The following is a 16,700-nucleotide window of genomic DNA, read 5'->3' on the forward strand; positions in this document are numbered from 1 at the left end:
TAGTAAGTTATGATATTAAGCTTGTTCAGCTAAACGTTTCACACTTTCTTTCGCGCCCAATTGTTGCAGGCTGAGATAGGCCTCGGTGACGGCTTGGACGAAAGTTTGCTGTTGTGGCAAGGACTCGCTAAATAGTGCTTTCAGCGCTAGCAAACTCTGTACTCTGGCAACACCATCTTCACTGTTAGCGACACATTTTTTAAAGTTGTCGACCATAGGGTCACGAATATCAATAGGCTGACCGTTATCATCTACCCCACTGACATAACGCATCCAACCGGCAATACCTAATGCCAGACAGCGGTAGTTTCCGCCATGCTGTAAATGCCAGCGCACGGAATCTAACATTCGCTGTGGTAATTTCTGGCTCCCGTCCATAGCAATCTGCCAAGTCCGATGTTTTAACGATGGATTGGTATAACGTTCGATCAACTGATCTGCATAGGCATTAAGGTCAACACCGGTGACGCGCAGAGTAGGCGCTTGCTCATCTATCATCAAGCGGCGAGCGGTAATACGGTAATTTTCATCAGCCATACAGTCATTAATATGCTGATAACCGGCCAGATAACCCAGATATGCGAGGTAGGAATGGCTGCCGTTCAACATCCGTAGTTTCATTTCTTCAAAGGGTAATACGTCATCCACCAACTGCGCCCCGGCGATCTCCCAATCAGGACGACCAGCGACAAATTTGTCTTCAACAACCCATTGAATGAATGGCTCACAGGCAATTCCGCATGAATCTATTACGCCAAGTTCATCGGCAATCTCTTGTAAGGTTTCTGCAGTTGCGGCCGGCACAATGCGGTCAACCATGGTGTTTGGGAAGGTGACGTTCTGGCTAATCCAGTTGGCCAGTTCAGGATCACGGGCCGTTGCCAGACCCAGCACTGCATTTTTCACCACATGGCCATTTTCTGGAATGTTGTCGCAGGAAAGCACGGTAAAAGGAGGTAAACCGCGCAAGCGGCGTAAACGGAGGGCTTCAACCAGCACACCCGGTGCGGAAGTCGGAGCATCAGGTATTAACAAGTCGGCACGAATAAACTCATGTTGTAAATCCAATTGGCCGGTACCCGGTTCGATGCAATAACCTTTTTCAGTAATGGTCAACGAGACAATCGCCACTTGTGGTTCGGCCAATTTCTCCAGTACTTGCATGATGCCGTCTAGCCGGGCATGTACGGACTCACAAACAGAACCGACGATAATTGCCTGATTGCTTTGTGCGCCTTTTTCCAGAACAGAGAAAAGATGGTCTTGCTGGCGTAAATTTTGAATCAATGCGTCGCCACCTAATAAGCTGATTTCGCAAATACCCCAGTCTCCCCCTTGCTGATTTAATACTCGGTCAGTGAGCAATGCCTGATGAGCGCGATGAAATGCGCCAAAACCAATGTGAACAATACGGCTTTTCAGCGCTGTTCTATCATAAGTAGGCTGCTGTACGGTTGAGGGGAGAGTGCTGTTGGCTATGGTGTTCATACGTGGCTCCAAAATCATTCACCCCAAGGGTTCACCGGGGGAGTTGACATAAAAGGTGGCAAATAAAAAGTTGTTAGACCAGTTTTTATAGGTTGATTGTAGGAAAAACCCACACCACACCGATCGTTTTCTTTTGCTCGTTGCCATGAATATCGGCTTGCAGTGTAAGGCCATATGACAGAAAATAAAATTGGTAAGTCCAATATTGGTTATATTCGTGAAGTGGATCAACCAATGAGGTTTTGCTTTTTGACTCTTAGCGCTGAAAGAGTAAGGATAAAGCTGAGTGATACCTCTTGGAAATCTGTATAACAGCATTTTTAGCACACCTGAATAGTTTACATAGAAGGTAAAAAAATAAATGGAACAAACATGGCGTTGGTATGGCCCGAATGATCCGGTGTCCTTAGATGATATCCGTCAGGCTGGCGCAACTGGAGTAGTGACCGCGTTACACCATATCCCGAATGGCGAAGTTTGGCCGGTGAGTGAGATCAAACAACGTCAGGCTGAATTGGCGGCGAAGGGTTTGGTCTGGTCGGTGGTGGAAAGTGTCCCGATTCATGAAGAGATCAAAACACACAGCGGAAATTATCAGCAACACATTGAAAATTATCAGCAAACGCTACGCAATCTGGCCGCCTGTGGTATTGATACCGTGTGCTACAACTTTATGCCAGTGTTGGACTGGACGCGCACTGATCTGGAATATCAATTGCCTGATGGTTCCAAAGCATTGCGTTTCGACCAGATAGCTTTTGCGACCTTCGAATTGCATATTTTGAAACGCCCTGGTGCTGTGAATGATTACACCGCTGAAGAGCAGTCTCAGGCGGCTGACTATTTCGCTGCTATGTCTGAAGCTGATATTGCCAAGCTGACAGGCAATATTATCGCCGGTCTACCGGGGGCGGAAGAGGGCTATACGCTGGACCAGTTCCGCGCGCGTCTGGCCGAATATGACGGTATTGATAAAGCGCAACTGCGTGAAAATATGGCTTATTTCCTGCGTGCGATTATACCTGTTGCTGAGCAGGTAGGATTACGTATGGCGGTACATCCAGATGATCCACCGCGCCCAATTCTTGGCCTGCCGCGTATAGTTTCAACGATTGAAGATATGCAGTGGCTGAAAGAAACTGTTGATAGTATTCATAACGGTTTTACGATGTGCACCGGTTCTTATGGCGTACGTGCTGACAATGACTTGGTGAAAATGATCGAAACCTTTGGTGATCGCATTCACTTTACGCATCTGCGTTCAACCTGCCGTGAAGGGAACCCAAAAACCTTCCATGAAGGTGGTCATTTGCAGGGTGATGTTGATATGTACTCTGTCGTTAAGGCTATCTTAACCGAGGAACAGCGTCGTCAGGCTGCTGGAGATATGCGCCCAATCCCGATGCGACCAGACCATGGTCACCAGATGTTGGATGACTTGCATAAGAAGACCAATCCGGGTTATTCCGCCATTGGTCGCCTAAAAGGATTGGCAGAAGTGCGTGGTGTGGAGTTGGCACTGAAGCGAGCGTTTTTCCCTGAGCTAAAATAGCCATCCATACCCGTCATCTTTCATGTTACAGCGGTATTTTAGGATAAAAAAGCAAAAAGGGCCGAGAAATCGGCCCTTTATTGTAGGTATACCCAATAGATTTCACGATGCAGGAAGGCGGCAAACGAACTCATCCCGATGAGCTTACATGAGTAAGTGATTCGGGTGAGTAAGAGCAGTCAACACACCTGTATCGTGAAAGATGATGGGGATATTATTCGGCGCGTCCCATATAGCGACGCTCCGCAATATGAATACGAATTTTCTCACCAGGGCTGATATATTCTGGTACCTGAATGGACAAACCGGTGCTCATCACAGCCGGTTTGTTACGGGCACTGGCGGATGCACCTTTGATGCTAGGTGCGGTCTCGACAATTTCCATATCAACGGTTTGTGGCAATTCCAGCGCTAACAATTGGCCGTCCATCGTCAGCACCTGCATGCCCGGCATACCGCCTTCAGGAATAAACAGCAGCTCGTCTTCAATCTGCTCTTTCTTGAAGTTGTATGGCGTAAAATCTTCATCATCCATAAAGACGTATTCGTCGCCATCAATGTAGGAAAAGTTCACGGAACGACGGGTTAAAGTGATGGTGTCGAGGATCTCATCGCCTTTAAAACGCTCTTCAACTTTCAAACCGGTACGTACATCAGAAAAACGCATTTTATACAGGGTACTCGCGCCACGGGCACTTGGGCTTTGCACGTCAATATCTTTCACCAGCAGTAATTTGCCGTTGAGGTTGACCGCCATACCGCGTTTTATTTCGTTAGCTCTTGCCATTTATTAACCGCCAATCAGAATTGAAGATAAGTTGCGACAAGTTACTCGTGCCGCGTGTTTCAGGCAAGCAGATAGCGCAAAAAAGAGTGATATTTTCGCTATAAAATCGGCCCTATTGATAGACCGGTAAAAGACCAAATAAAGCGGCAATATGGGTGACGGCATTGATCAGGCCAAACAGGATAATAAAGCCAATCATCATGCGCCCACCGGGAGCCCGATAAACCGCTTGTGGGAAGCGCTTGCGGCTGGCTCGCGCCATCAATGCAGGAACAATTACTGCCCAAATAGTCGCGGCTAAACCGGCAAAGCCGATGGCATAGAGAAAGCCATTCGGGAACAATAGAGCACCGATGGTTGGCGGCACAAAAGTGATTAAGGCAGATTTGGTGCGCCCACCACGATCATCGGCAAACTTAAAGAAGTCGGCAATATAGTCGAATAGTCCAAGAGACACGCCAAGGAATGAGCTAGCCAATGCCATATAAGAGAAGGCATTGAGGAGTTGGCTGGTGGCTTGACTGGCCGAAACCGCATCCATCTGTTTCAGTAAACTACCAATATTACCGCCATCAGCAATCACTTGTTTGAATGCATCGCGGGCAATATTGCCCTGAATGGCATACTGCCACAGGATATAAATGACCAATGCGGTCAAGGTGCCGAACACCAAGCTTTTCACTACAGCTTTACTATCTTTATGATAGTACTTCACCAGCCCCGGCACATTGCCGTGGTAGCCAAATGATGTCAGTAAGTAGGGCAGAGCCGCCAAGGCATAAGGCAGATAGCTGGCGTTGCTGTCGATCTGATTGAACAGAACCACACTTTCCACATGGCTAAACATATCACCGACAGACATGACAAATGTGATGACCATGCCGCCAATCAATATTGTACTTAAGCGATCGACGGCTCGGGTTGATAACCAAACAATAAACGCCACCAACAGTGCAAAAATAAAGCCTGCGCCAGCCTGACCAATCCCCACACTATTTTGCAGTGTATGGGTAATGATTGAACCACCGGCAGAGATATAGGCGTAGGTTAAAATATAGAGGACAAAGGTGATGGAAAGCCCATTGATTGAGCTCCAGACCTTACCGAGCAGGTCTTGCACCATCGTGTGGAAACTGGCCCCACTTGGGTAGTTTAAGTTAGCTTCCAGAATCATCAGACCGGAAATCAACATACAGGCCCAAGTATAAATCAACAGAGCCACAGAGCCGCTGAACCACACACCGGCTGTCACGATTGGGATTGAGAACATCCCTGCGCCCACAGCGGTGCCAGCAACTATCATTGCACCGCCCAGCACAGAAGGCCGTGATAAGGGTTGGGTTAAGTCCATCGACATTTGTTACTCCAAATATCCTTCGTACTTGAAGTCGCTTGGGGCGCTGTGCTCACTCACTTGAATCACTGACTTCGTAAGCTCGTCGGGATGAGTTCGTTTGCCGCCTACCTGCAACACCAATTACTTTGGGAATAGTTCTAAATAGGGTTAATAATTCTCTTGTACTAGCTTAATGGTACATGGTGGCAGCGAAACTGTAAACAGATGAATATGCTTGTCGGGATAGACTGGTTAGTGATTAGTCTGGCTGTAGTATTAAGTTTTGATTAAATATCGTACTGACAAGAGTTATTCAGGTTGAAGAATAAACTGAAAATAAGGGGCTGAAAGGCGGAACTTGCGGGGGTATCTGCTATTGTGTCGTTGATCGAGGATAATGCTGGTAGTTGATGAGGGCGGTTGCTATTGTCCGCAGCTATGCCACCAGCCTACAGGAGCCTGCTGATGGACTGTCGCTCAAATTGCGGTGCCTGCTGTATAGCCCCTTCGGTTTCCAGCCCGATCCCCGGCATGCCTTTAGGCAAGCCTGCCAATACTCGTTGTCTGCATTTGGATGACAATATGCGCTGCGGTATTTTCCACTCGCCATCCCGTCCGGCAGTCTGTGCCAGCCTACAAGCCTCGCGTGAAATGTGCTTTGATACCCGCGAACAAGCGCTGGTGTATTTGAGTAAGCTGGAAGCGGATACTGCGCCTAATCGTCGCGAAGAGCGATATGATGACCGCCCTTCGCTGATGACTTAATGCTATTAAGCTCCGGCTGGAACCGCGTGGGCGGTATTTTTCAGTACTGGCCCGCGGTACTTTTCAATTTCAAGTTGTGCCATCTGCCCGCAGTTGCCTTGCGCTAAACTGGATGAGCCAATATCGAAAGTCAGGCAGTTGATATTGCCGTTTTTACACAGAGAACCTGGCACTGATGGGTCCGCTGGGTCAAACCAGGCACCTTCACTGATCCGCACCACACCCGGGCGAACATCGTCCGTCACCACGGCACCGACCAAAATCTGCCCGCGATCATTAAAAGCTCGAACCAAATCCCCGTTGACAATTTCCCGCGCGCTGGCATCTTGCGGGCTGATGAGGATCGCTTCGCGGTCGGCAACAGCATACTTTTCGCGTAGCGGGGTGTTATCCAATTGCGAATGCAGGCGATTGATAGGGTGCGCGGTATTCAGTGACAGTGGATATTTCTTGGCTTCGGCGCCACGATACCATTCATAAGGTGGCATCCAGGTTGGGATCCCCTGACAATCGGCATATTCCATTTTGGCGATAGTATCAGAGTAGATTTCAATCTTACCGGATGGCGTGCCGAGAGGGTTGAGTAGCGGGTTCTCACGATAATCAGCAAAACGTACCCACTGCTTGTTCGCTTCAGGAATAGGGAAGCGAATATAGTTGTTCGACGCCCAAAACATATCGAAAGGAGGCAGGGCGACGCGAGCAGTACGGGCTTGTGATTTCATATCGTCATACATTGATTTCAGCCACTGTGTCTCATCTTTGCCCTCGGTAAAGGCATCAATGACACCCAGTCGGGTGGCCATGGCGGCAAAAATATCAAAATCATTGCGCGATTCATGCTGTGGTGGGACGCACTGATGCATCGGGAAAACATAAAGCTGCGAATAGTCGCCGCCCATTTCCAAATCGTTACGTTCATAACTGGTGGTCGCGGGCAATACGATATCGGCATGCTTGGCGGTGGCGGTCCAGTATGGTTCATTGACCACAATAGTTTCTGGGTGTTGCCATGCTTTGACCAGATTATTGGTATCCTGATGCTGGTGGAAGGTATTGCCGCCAGCAACATAGACCATTTTGACATCGGGATAGGTCACTTTGGTGCCATTGAAATCAATGGTTTTCCCCGGATTCGCCAGGCACTCGGCAATACGAGCCACCGGAATTGGCGTTGGCGAGTTCTTTGGTGCATTCCCGGCAGAGATTCCCGGCAAAATACCGCCTTTGGCAGTTGGGCTGCCACCGGAAGAGTAGTGGTAACTGAAACCAAAACCGCCCCCTGGTAAACCAATTTGGCCAAGCATTGCGGCGACGGTCACCAGTAGCCAATGTTGTTGCTCACCGTGGTGCTGGCGCTGAATCCCCCAACCACCCATGATCATGGTGCGCTGTTTTGCCATATCCCGCGCCAGTTGGCGCAGTACCTCAGCATCCACGCCACTGATATCAGCCGCCCATTCAGCATTCTTCGGCTGGCCGTCAGTTTCCCCTAACAGATAAGCCTGGAACTTATCAAAACCGATGGTGTAGGTCTTGATAAAGTCTGGATTGTGAAGCTTTTCAGTCAGTAAGGTATGGGCAATCCCGATAAGCATGGCGCTATCAGTGTATGGGCGCGGGGCAATCCATTGAGCATTAGTGAATTTAGCGCTGTCATTATGTACTGGATCAATACTGATAACTTTGGTGCCTTTCTTCTTCAAGGCCTCAAAACCGGTTTGACCGACATGATCCGGAATATTCCAGCTATTTTTCAAGGTGATCATCGGGTTACAACCCCATAGAATCACCAGTTCGCTGTTCTCAACCACATTGGGCCAGGCGGTTTGCTGTTCATAAACCTCCATCGATCCCATGACGTGGGTCATAATGACCTGCGCGGCACCGGTTGAATAGTCACCGGCATAACCAAGGAAGCCGCCACTTAGGTTCATCAAACGTTGCAGTAAAGTCCGGCTGTTGTGCAACATCCCGACACTTTTCCAGCCATAAGAACCGGCATACAGTGCCTGCGGGCCGTGATCTTTCTGTACCCGCACGATTTCGTTGCACACCAGTTCGGTGGCTTGATCCCAACTGACGCGCACCCACTCATCACGACCGCGCAACTCGGTGTGGCTGCCGGGGCCGCCTTCCAGCCAGCTTTTCCGCACCATTGGGTATTTGATACGGTTATCGGCGTGCACCTGATAAGGGGCCATGGTGATAAGGTCATTGGGCCACGGATCATCTTTGACCGGTTGAACCCCCACCATACGTCCATTCTCGACGATAGCTTCAAATGCACCCCAGTGAGCGCCAGTCAGAATGCCTTTTTGTGCCTGACGCAGCGCCAAAAACTGAGGTAATGCCTGACTGATAGCTTCCGCCAATGCTGATTTAGGCCACAGACCACCGACTATCGGCAAGACGGCCAGCGCGCTGGTTCCCAGTAAGAAGCGGCGGCGGCTCATTTTTAAAGGTTGTTGTTGGTATTTAGTCATTTTCGCCTCTTATTTACAGCTTGGCCGGCATATCACTGGCATGCTTTTGTACATATTGTGTCATCACGCGCAACTGCTCCTGAGTCAGGGAGGTGCGTGGTGCCATGCCTTTGATTACCCCAATCCATTGGTTCGCATTGAAGCGGTCCAGAGCAGTTAAACCGTGACACCCGGTACAGTTAGCGGACATCATATCGGCGGCATAACGCCAGATCTTCTGCTGGTCATCAACCAGTTGTTTCTTCGGCAACCACACCTGAAGTGCCACTTGATGCCAGACCAGATTGGTTTCCGGATCCGTTTGGGTATTGAGTGTTTTCAGTGCTTTTTGTGCATCTTCACCCAATAACACACTCAGAATGCGTTTTCCTTGTGCGGCATAGAACACCTCGGCCACACCATCTTGTTGCCAGCCTTTAACATCAACCAGCACCTGCTCACCTTGCTGTTTCACCACATCGACTTCGGTCGATGGCATCAGGTTACCGGCATTATGGCTATCACCGGCATTCATAAAGAAGGGCTCGGTGGCGATGGTATAGAGCTTGGTTGCCGTGGCAGGAGTTTGTGCTGCCGCGGTAGCCAGTTCGGCGGCACCGGCCTGAGTCACTTCACTCATGTCCGGCAGGATATGGGCAACACCTTTATGGCAGTCAATACAGGTTTCGCCATTCTTAATGGCAACTGGGTGCTGAATGCGGGCTTCAGCACTTTGCCCAGTGATATCCATGGCATCATAGCTATGACATGAACGGCAGGTCGCGGAATCATTCTCTTTCAGCGTTTTCCATACTGATTGAGCCATCGCGAGTTTGTGGGCTTCGTATTTTTCTGGTGTATTTATTGTGCCAGCCATTTCACCGTAGATATCTTTCACTGCCCGGATTTTGGTCCAGAGATAGTCCAGTGGTTCGTGAGGCACATGGCAGTCAGCACATTCAGCACGGATACCTTTGGTATTTTGGAAGTGGACGCTCCCTTGATATTCAGCCAATGGTTGCTGCATGGTGTGGCAGGAAACGCAGAACGCAGTATCGCTGGTTTTATGGAAAACGGTGGCAGTCCCTGCCAATAGCGCCGCGCCAATAATGATGCCGATCAGCAAGATCCATAACCATCCCCACCGGCGTCGCTTGACGAAGCCAGTCTGTTTATTGCTCATAATTGCACCCACTGTTATCTACCCTTGATATTTCAAGCCACAACTATTCATCTCACTGCCGGAGAGTCATGTCGTTGCTGTCACTTGAAACCTATTGGGTATGTCTAATGATTGTTGGTAAAACGGACGGATTAAATGTACGAAAGGATAAAATGCCAAATAATCTGCCAACAGATTCTTATCAGTTAGTGATAAATATTTCCCACAAAATAAGTATGACTATTGTAGGGGGATTTTTTACTGATGACTAACCCAATGGAGGTATTTAGCAATAATAGTTCAGATTTGCTGAGTAATAATGGGATAAAGGGATAAATTTTTGCGTGATAGTGCAAATAACCAGCTGTATTTGCTGGTTATATAGTTATTTATATATCGCTATTTTTTAGTCGAAGGAGACGTAAAACTGCTGATTTAGCCATAAATCGATAGCATGGCGGCTGGCTTCAAAATGGGGCTCGGGTAATTGTCGCGGATTGCACCATATCCATTGCTGACATTTATCGGGCTCTTTCAGCTCTGGCTGACCACCGGGGTGTGACGCCAGCAAACAAACTGAAACTGTGTGTTTACCTTCGGCCCGCCAGGTCGCAAGATTATTACACAATGCGATAACCTTTATCTTGTTGATGTATAAACCTGTTTCTTCCTGTATTTCCCGCTGGGCGGCTTGTTCAAATGATTCTCCCGCCTCCATATGACCGCCGGGAATTGACCAGTAAGGTGCATGCTGACCACAGCGTTTGCCCAGTAACACTTCACCTTGTTGATTGACGATAATGACGCCAACACCTACCACGACAGACATCGTATTGACTCCTTTTCAATGCGTGTCAGCAAGCATCAGCAATTCATGCTATTTTGCTGCCGACACAGACCTATTCATCATGAAAATGTGCGGAGTGTCAAAAATCCATCAAGAATAAAAGCAGAAAACTTGCATATATTCTTAGTCGGAAACACACTCCTTGAAACGTTTCAGCGTTATCTCGTCACCAGATGATAAAGGGTAACGCTCCTTTTTCTCACTAAAGCTGAAACGATTCAATTTCAGCAGAGAGGAGACATAATGTTCCAGTTATCAACCAAAGATATCCATCTGGCTGCACAAGCAGGCAGTAAAAACGAGGCTATCACCCAGGTCGCGGCTGCGTTGACTCAGGCAGGCTGTGTTGCCGCCGCCTATGTCGATGGCATGTTGGCCCGTGAGCAGCAAACTTCGACTTATCTGGGTAATGGCATTGCTATCCCACATGGTACCACTGATACCCGTGACTTGGTGCTGAACACTGGCGTACAGGTTTTCCAATTCCCGCAAGGTATCGCGTGGGGCGAAGATCAAACGGCCTATATCGTTATCGGTATTGCTGCGCGCTCTGACGAACATCTGGCCTTACTGCGTCAGCTAACACATGTATTAAGTGATGATGCTGTTGCTGCGAAGTTGGCAAAAACCACGTCAGCTGAAGAGTTACGCAGTTTGCTGATGGGCGAGCAAAAAACCGCGGAATTCCACTTTGACACTTCACTGATTGCACTGGATGTTGCGGCGGACAATCTGATCACGCTGCAAGCGCTGAATGCGGGCCGCTTACAACAAATAGGGGCGGTTGATGCTCGCTTTGTTAGTGATGTGATTACCCGTGAGCCACTGAATCTGGGGCAGGGCATTTGGCTGAGTGACAGCACTGAAGGCAATTTGGTCAGTGCCGCGACGGTAAGCCGCCCGGCCACTGCATTTGAGCATAACGGAGAGAAAGTGGCCCTGCTGCTGACATTGTCGGTTGCCGATGACCAGCCGCTCTCGGTGCTGAACTATTTAAGCGACCTGTTATTGGCGAAAAAAGCTGACGTGTTGCTGAACGCGGATGCGGCGGCCCTGTTGGCGCTGCTGACCAGCGAGTATGTCGAGCAGAACGAAGTATTAAGCGCTGAGTTTGTTATCCGCAATGAACATGGGTTACATGCGCGCCCAGGGACGATCTTAGTCAATACAATCAAACAGTTTACCAGTGAAATCACCGTGGCCAATTTGGACGGCACCGGTAAACCCGCTAATGGACGTAGTCTGATGAAAGTTGTGGCTTTAGGGGTTAAAAAAGGCAATCGCCTGCGCTTTACCGCCAGCGGTGAAGATGCACAAGCAGCATTGGATGCCATTGGTGAAGCTATCTCCGCCGGTTTGGGCGAGGGGGCAGCATGAGCAGAAGAGTCGCAACTATCACACTGAACCCAGCTTATGATCTGGTCGGTTTCTGCCCGGAAATTGAACGTGGTGAAGTTAACTTAGTGAAAACAGCCGGTCTACATGCCGCAGGTAAAGGCATCAATGTTGCCAAGGTACTGAAAGATTTAGGCATTGATGTCACTGTCGGTGGTTTCCTGGGCAAAGATAACCAAGACGGCTTCCAACTGCTATTCAGTGAGCTGGGTATCGCTAACCGTTTTCAGGTGGTGCCGGGCCGTACCCGCATTAACGTCAAACTGACTGAAAAAGATGGCGAAGTCACTGACTTTAACTTCTCCGGCTTTGAAGTGACTAAACCGGATTGGGATCGCTTCGTGACCGACTCATTGAGCTGGTTGGGGCAATTCGACATGGTTGCCGTCAGCGGCAGTCTGCCCGCTGGTGTTAATCCTGATGACTTTACCGACTGGATGAAGCGCCTACGTAGCCAATGCCCGTGCATTATTTTCGACAGCAGCCGTGAAGCACTGGTGGCAGGCCTGAAAGCCTCGCCATGGTTGGTAAAACCCAATCGCCGTGAACTGGAGATTTGGGCCGGTCGCCCATTACCAGAACTGAGTGATGTAGTCGCAGCCGCGCACGCACTGCGTGATGAGGGGATTGCTCACGTGGTTATCTCGCTCGGGGCTGAAGGGGCGCTGTGGGTTAATGCCTCTGGTGCATGGTTGGCAAAACCGCCGGCTTGTGAAGTGGTTAGCACTGTGGGTGCTGGCGACTCAATGGTCGGTGGCTTGATCTATGGGCTGTTGATGCGCGAATCCAGCGAACACACGCTGCGTTTGGCAACAGCTGTCGCTGCTTTGGCAGTCAGTCAGAGCAATGTTGGTATTACGGATCGCCCGCAGTTGGCAGCCATGATGGCGAAAGTTGACCTGAAACCCTTTAATTGATCTCCGGAGGCGAAATGAAAACGCTACTAATAATAGACAGTTCGCTCGGGCAGGCCAGAGGCCACCTTGCGACACTGATGTTGGGTGCTGCGGCGGCAAAAGCAGGACTGAGCTGGGTTGATAAGGCCGCGGATGCCGAGTTGGTGATTGTCGCAGGGCAATCCATCCCGGCTGATGCTGCGCTAAATGGTAAAAAAGTCTATCTCGGTGAGGTGGAAAAAGCGGTACGCGACCCGGAAGGTTTTTTAGCCCAGGCGATTGCGCAGGCGACACCTTATCAAGCCGCTGTTACTGCTACACCAGCCACATCGTCAGCGACCGCGCCTAAACGTATTGTGGCGATCACTGCGTGCCCTACGGGCGTAGCTCACACGTTTATGGCCGCTGAAGCTATTGAAAGTGAAGCGAAGAAACGCGGCTGGTGGGTAAAAGTTGAAACCCGTGGTTCCGTTGGCGCAGGTAATGCAATTACAGCAGAAGAAGTGGCCGCAGCCGATTTAGTGATTGTGGCGGCTGACATCGAAGTGGATCTGGATAAGTTTGCCGGTAAACCGATGTACCGCACTACCACCGGCCTGGCCCTGAAGAAAACTGCACAGGAGCTGGATAAAGCCTTGGTTGAAGCTGAAGTTTATCAAGCGAAAACCGGTAGCAGCACTGGGGTGAAGAAAACAGAAACGGGTGGCCCATATCGCCATCTGCTGACCGGTGTATCTTACATGTTGCCAATGGTGGTTGCTGGTGGCCTGTGTATTGCACTCTCCTTCGTGTTCGGTATTAAAGCCTTTGAAGTCAAAGGCACCTTGGCTGCGGCCTTGATGCAAATTGGTGGCGGTTCGGCTTTCGCCTTGATGGTGCCAGTGTTAGCGGGCTTCATCGCCTTCTCAATTGCTGACCGTCCGGGTCTGACGCCGGGGTTGATTGGCGGTATGTTAGCCGTCAGCACCGGTGCCGGTTTCCTTGGCGGTATTATTGCCGGTTTCCTGGCCGGTTATGTAGCCAAAGCTATCAGTACTAAGCTGCGTTTGCCGCAAAGTATGGAAGCGCTTAAGCCAATATTGATTATTCCGCTGGTGGCTAGCCTGATTGTGGGTTTGGTGATGATTTATGTGGTCGGTACGCCGGTGGCAAAAATCATGACTGGCCTGACTAACTGGCTGCAATCCATGGGCACCGCGAATGCGGTACTGCTGGGAGCCATTTTGGGTGCCATGATGTGTACCGATATGGGTGGGCCGGTGAACAAAGCTGCTTACGCCTTTGGGGTGGCACTGCTGAGTTCCTCTGTTTATGCACCAATGGCGGCAATCATGGCGGCGGGAATGGTGCCACCGTTGGCAATGGGCCTGGCAACACTGCTGGCGCGTCATAAGTTCGATAAAGGCGAGCAAGAAGGGGGCAAAGCGGCGCTGGTACTGGGTCTGTGCTTTATCTCTGAAGGTGCGATTCCCTTTGCAGCGCGTGACCCAATGCGTGTCTTGCCGTGCTGTATCGCCGGTGGCGCATTGACTGGCGCACTCTCTATGGCATTCGGCGCACAGCTGATGGCACCACACGGTGGTCTGTTTGTGCTGTTAATTCCAGGGGCGATTCATCCGGTACTGCTGTATCTGGTGGCGATTATTGCCGGTACAGTCTTGGCCGGTGGTTTGTATGCGATGCTGAAACGTCCTGATGCTGCAGTAGCAAAAGTGGCTTAAGTTTAGAATTAATCAGGTGCTCAAGCTGCACTGTTCATAAAAAAACCGGCCTCAAGTGCCGGTTTTTTTTATCTGCTGAATGCTACGCTGTTAAACTTCCGCCTGCGATTTCAACCAGGCTATCTCTTCAGCCCAGATATCCGGATTGACCGTTTCCAGAATCAGCGGGATATTATCAAAACGCGAGTCGCGCATAATATAACTGAACACGGTTTTACCGATATTGCCTTCACCCAAGCTGTGGTGGCGGTCAACGCGGCTGTTAAATTCACTTTTGGCATCATTAAGATGCATGCCTCGCAGATATTGGAAGCCCACGATATCCCCCAGTGCGGCGAAAGTGCGCTGACAATCCTCTTCAGTGCGCAAATCATAACCGGCAGCAAAGGCATGGCAGGTATCAATACAAACACCGACACGGCTTTTATCCTCTACGCCATCGATAATGGCGGCCAAATGCTCAAACTTAAAACCAAGATTGCTGCCTTGACCGGCGGTATTTTCAATCACCGCAATGACCCCTTCAGTGGCATTCAGTGCAATATTGATGGATTCGGCGATACGAGCCAGGCATTTATCTTCATCAATTTGCAGTAAATGGCTGCCGGGATGGAAATTCAGTAATGACAACCCCAGTTGCTGGCAACGCACCATCTCATCGATAAAAGCTTCACGGGACTTTTCCAGTGCCTCGGTAACCGGGTGACCAAGGTTAATCAGATAGCTGTCGTGAGGCAGGATTTGAGCGGAAGTGTAGCCGTACTGCTCGCAGGCCTGTTTAAATTTCTCAATAACCTCTTCTGCCAGTGGCGCGGCGCGCCATTGACGTTGATTCTTGGTAAACAGGGCAAAGGCAGTAGCCTCAAGTTGGTGTGCCCGAATCACCGCCTGATCGACACCACCCGCTGCGCTAACATGTGCACCGACAAATTTCATTCCATTCTCCTTTGATGACCGGGGCATTATGGCATTGATAGCGGCATGATTGAATGAGATAAAGTGTAGGGAAAGAGAAGGGCTGCTAATGCAGCCCTTGAACAAGAAGTGTTATGCGGCAAAATGCTGAACCAGTAAGTTGATGCCGGTACCACCGACCAACAACCAGACAAACAGTATTAAAGCCAGTAATAGCGGTTTTATCCCTGCCTGACGAATAGAGCCAACATGGGTGGTTAACCCTAATGCCGCCATTGCCATCGCCAATAAGATAGTATCCAGTGCAATCAGATGGTTAACCCATGCTGCTGGCAGCAAGTTGAGCGAGTTGAAACCGGCCATCAGAATAAATATCACTGCAAACCACGGAATGGTGATGGCACTTTTCTCACGCTTTTCACCGTGGGTTTTCATGCTGCTGCGGCCCAAATAAGCTGAAAGTAACAGCAAGAAGGGGGCTAGCATCATGACGCGGATCATTTTGGTGATAACCGCCGCATTTTCAGCATCAGGTCCCATCGCATGGCCTGCAGCCACGACCTGCGCCACTTCATGAATTGTAGAACCGGCAAAAATACCAAAGGTTTCCTGACTCAATGGCAGCCATTGATAATGCAGGTTTAACTGATACAGCCAAGGGTAAACAAAAATAGCCAACGTCCCGAAAATCACCACGGTTGCTACTGCCACCGCGACTTTGCTGGCATCGGCTTTCAGCACCGGCTCTGTCGCCATGATTGCCGCAGCACCACAAATACTGCTACCGGCACCAATCAGCATCACAGTTTGCTGGTCCAAGCCAAATATGCGTTTACCCAGCCAGCATGCCAATATAAAAGTCGAACTTAAGGTTAAAAGGTCGATAACCATCCCGGTAGCACCGACATCAGCAACTTGCTGAAAAGTCAGCCGGAAACCATACAAAATGATCCCCAGACGCAGCAAATGCTGTTTGGCAAGCACCACCCCATCAGCACAGACTGGCTGTACCCATGGGTATAATGTATTGCCCACGACAATACCGAATAGAATAGCCAGAGTTAGGGCTCCTAGCCCCATATTGATAAACCACGGCATATCACCCACTTCAAGTGCTACCCCTGTAAGCACACCGGTTAATACCAACCCAGGGATATAGCGGGTTAGAGTAAACTGCTGTGGTTGGGAGAGTCCTTTAATATGAGAAGTCGCCATGTTATCTCCTATGTCCTGTAAAGATTGTGCCTAGTTTACCTATTTGCGACATAATAGATAAATTCATTATATATTTATAATCAATCGATATAACTGGTAAGTGGGGGTTAGAAAACGTTGTCAGTCGGCGGGTCTGCTATAAATGATGCAGGCATA

The 16,700-nt window shown here is 49.6% G+C and carries 13 protein-coding genes; 5 read left to right on the forward strand and 8 right to left on the reverse strand.

Going from position 1 to position 16,700, the window contains the following annotated elements; genetic code table 11:
• Positions 1–15: 15 nt before the first annotated feature.
• Positions 16–1,488 carry a mannitol dehydrogenase family protein gene (locus DJ58_RS15775; RefSeq protein ID WP_032911519.1) on the reverse strand — a complete coding sequence of 491 codons (1,473 nt, stop codon included), beginning with the start codon at positions 1,486–1,488 and terminating at the stop codon, positions 16–18.
• A 361-nt stretch (positions 1,489–1,849) separates the two neighbouring features.
• On the opposite strand from DJ58_RS15775, the gene uxuA reads away from it, so the two are divergent.
• On the forward strand, positions 1,850–3,040 hold the full coding sequence (gene uxuA / locus DJ58_RS15770; RefSeq protein ID WP_004710835.1) for a mannonate dehydratase: 1,191 nt from the start codon (positions 1,850–1,852) through the stop codon (positions 3,038–3,040).
• A 214-nt stretch (positions 3,041–3,254) separates the two neighbouring features.
• Here the strand turns inward: uxuA and yeiP are convergent, their stop codons facing one another.
• Positions 3,255–3,827, reverse strand: a complete 573-nt coding sequence (yeiP, locus tag DJ58_RS15765) for an elongation factor P-like protein YeiP (protein ID WP_004710833.1) — start codon at positions 3,825–3,827, stop codon at positions 3,255–3,257.
• Positions 3,828–3,939: 112 nt separating this feature from the next.
• Positions 3,940–5,184 carry a tryptophan permease gene (gene mtr / locus DJ58_RS15760; protein WP_032911518.1) on the reverse strand — a complete coding sequence of 415 codons (1,245 nt, stop codon included), beginning with the start codon at positions 5,182–5,184 and terminating at the stop codon, positions 3,940–3,942.
• 444 nt (positions 5,185–5,628) lie between these two features.
• Between mtr and DJ58_RS15755 the strand changes: the two genes are divergently transcribed.
• A complete protein-coding gene (locus tag DJ58_RS15755) occupies positions 5,629–5,928 on the forward strand; it encodes a YkgJ family cysteine cluster protein (RefSeq protein WP_050413906.1) in 300 nt (99 codons plus the stop codon).
• Between the two features lie 5 nt (positions 5,929–5,933).
• Here the strand turns inward: DJ58_RS15755 and torA are convergent, their stop codons facing one another.
• The 3 genes from torA to DJ58_RS15740 form a co-directional block, all read right to left on the reverse strand.
• On the reverse strand, positions 5,934–8,414 hold the full coding sequence (gene torA, locus DJ58_RS15750; protein WP_004710828.1) for a trimethylamine-N-oxide reductase TorA: 2,481 nt from the start codon (positions 8,412–8,414) through the stop codon (positions 5,934–5,936).
• Between the two features lie 13 nt (positions 8,415–8,427).
• A complete protein-coding gene (locus tag DJ58_RS15745) occupies positions 8,428–9,576 on the reverse strand; it encodes a NapC/NirT family cytochrome c (protein WP_032911532.1) in 1,149 nt (382 codons plus the stop codon).
• 385 nt (positions 9,577–9,961) lie between these two features.
• Positions 9,962–10,384: a nucleotide triphosphate diphosphatase NUDT15 gene (locus tag DJ58_RS15740; RefSeq protein WP_004710824.1), complete on the reverse strand. Its 423-nt coding sequence runs from the start codon at positions 10,382–10,384 to the stop codon at positions 9,962–9,964.
• A gap of 261 nt (positions 10,385–10,645) precedes the next feature.
• Here DJ58_RS15740 and fruB point away from each other — a divergent pair, with 261 nt between their 5' ends.
• The 3 genes from fruB to fruA are packed head-to-tail and all read left to right on the forward strand — an operon-like array spanning position 10,646 to position 14,414.
• Positions 10,646–11,779 (forward strand): fused PTS fructose transporter subunit IIA/HPr protein, encoded by a 1,134-nt coding sequence (gene fruB, locus DJ58_RS15735; RefSeq protein WP_004710823.1) that lies wholly within the window; start codon positions 10,646–10,648, stop codon positions 11,777–11,779.
• Positions 11,776–12,714 (forward strand): 1-phosphofructokinase, encoded by a 939-nt coding sequence (gene fruK / locus DJ58_RS15730; protein WP_032911517.1) that lies wholly within the window; start codon positions 11,776–11,778, stop codon positions 12,712–12,714. Before fruB ends, fruK begins: the two co-directional genes overlap by 4 nt.
• A gap of 14 nt (positions 12,715–12,728) precedes the next feature.
• Positions 12,729–14,414 carry a PTS fructose transporter subunit IIBC gene (fruA, locus tag DJ58_RS15725; RefSeq protein ID WP_004710821.1) on the forward strand — a complete coding sequence of 562 codons (1,686 nt, stop codon included), beginning with the start codon at positions 12,729–12,731 and terminating at the stop codon, positions 14,412–14,414.
• A gap of 90 nt (positions 14,415–14,504) precedes the next feature.
• Here the strand turns inward: fruA and nfo are convergent, their stop codons facing one another.
• Entirely contained in the window at positions 14,505–15,350 is an 846-nt protein-coding gene (nfo, locus tag DJ58_RS15720; RefSeq protein WP_004710820.1) for a deoxyribonuclease IV, read from the reverse strand.
• Between the two features lie 111 nt (positions 15,351–15,461).
• Positions 15,462–16,544: a YeiH family protein gene (locus tag DJ58_RS15715; RefSeq protein WP_004710819.1), complete on the reverse strand. Its 1,083-nt coding sequence runs from the start codon at positions 16,542–16,544 to the stop codon at positions 15,462–15,464.
• Positions 16,545–16,700: the final 156 nt, after the last annotated feature.

The organism is Yersinia frederiksenii ATCC 33641, assembly GCF_000754805.1.
GTDB classification, from domain to species: domain Bacteria; phylum Pseudomonadota; class Gammaproteobacteria; order Enterobacterales; family Enterobacteriaceae; genus Yersinia; species Yersinia frederiksenii.

Coding starts and splice junctions, on each gene's coding strand:
- DJ58_RS15775 (WP_032911519.1), bottom strand. CDS start 1,488: ATGAACACCATAGCCAACAGCACTCTCCCCTCAACCGTACAGCAGCCT.
- uxuA (WP_004710835.1), top strand. CDS start 1,850: ATGGAACAAACATGGCGTTGGTATGGCCCGAATGATCCGGTGTCCTTA.
- yeiP (WP_004710833.1), bottom strand. CDS start 3,827: ATGGCAAGAGCTAACGAAATAAAACGCGGTATGGCGGTCAACCTCAAC.
- mtr (WP_032911518.1), bottom strand. CDS start 5,184: ATGTCGATGGACTTAACCCAACCCTTATCACGGCCTTCTGTGCTGGGC.
- DJ58_RS15755 (WP_050413906.1), top strand. CDS start 5,629: ATGGACTGTCGCTCAAATTGCGGTGCCTGCTGTATAGCCCCTTCGGTT.
- torA (WP_004710828.1), bottom strand. CDS start 8,414: ATGACTAAATACCAACAACAACCTTTAAAAATGAGCCGCCGCCGCTTC.
- DJ58_RS15745 (WP_032911532.1), bottom strand. CDS start 9,576: ATGAGCAATAAACAGACTGGCTTCGTCAAGCGACGCCGGTGGGGATGG.
- DJ58_RS15740 (WP_004710824.1), bottom strand. CDS start 10,384: ATGTCTGTCGTGGTAGGTGTTGGCGTCATTATCGTCAATCAACAAGGT.
- fruB (WP_004710823.1), top strand. CDS start 10,646: ATGTTCCAGTTATCAACCAAAGATATCCATCTGGCTGCACAAGCAGGC.
- fruK (WP_032911517.1), top strand. CDS start 11,776: ATGAGCAGAAGAGTCGCAACTATCACACTGAACCCAGCTTATGATCTG.
- fruA (WP_004710821.1), top strand. CDS start 12,729: ATGAAAACGCTACTAATAATAGACAGTTCGCTCGGGCAGGCCAGAGGC.
- nfo (WP_004710820.1), bottom strand. CDS start 15,350: ATGAAATTTGTCGGTGCACATGTTAGCGCAGCGGGTGGTGTCGATCAG.
- DJ58_RS15715 (WP_004710819.1), bottom strand. CDS start 16,544: ATGGCGACTTCTCATATTAAAGGACTCTCCCAACCACAGCAGTTTACT.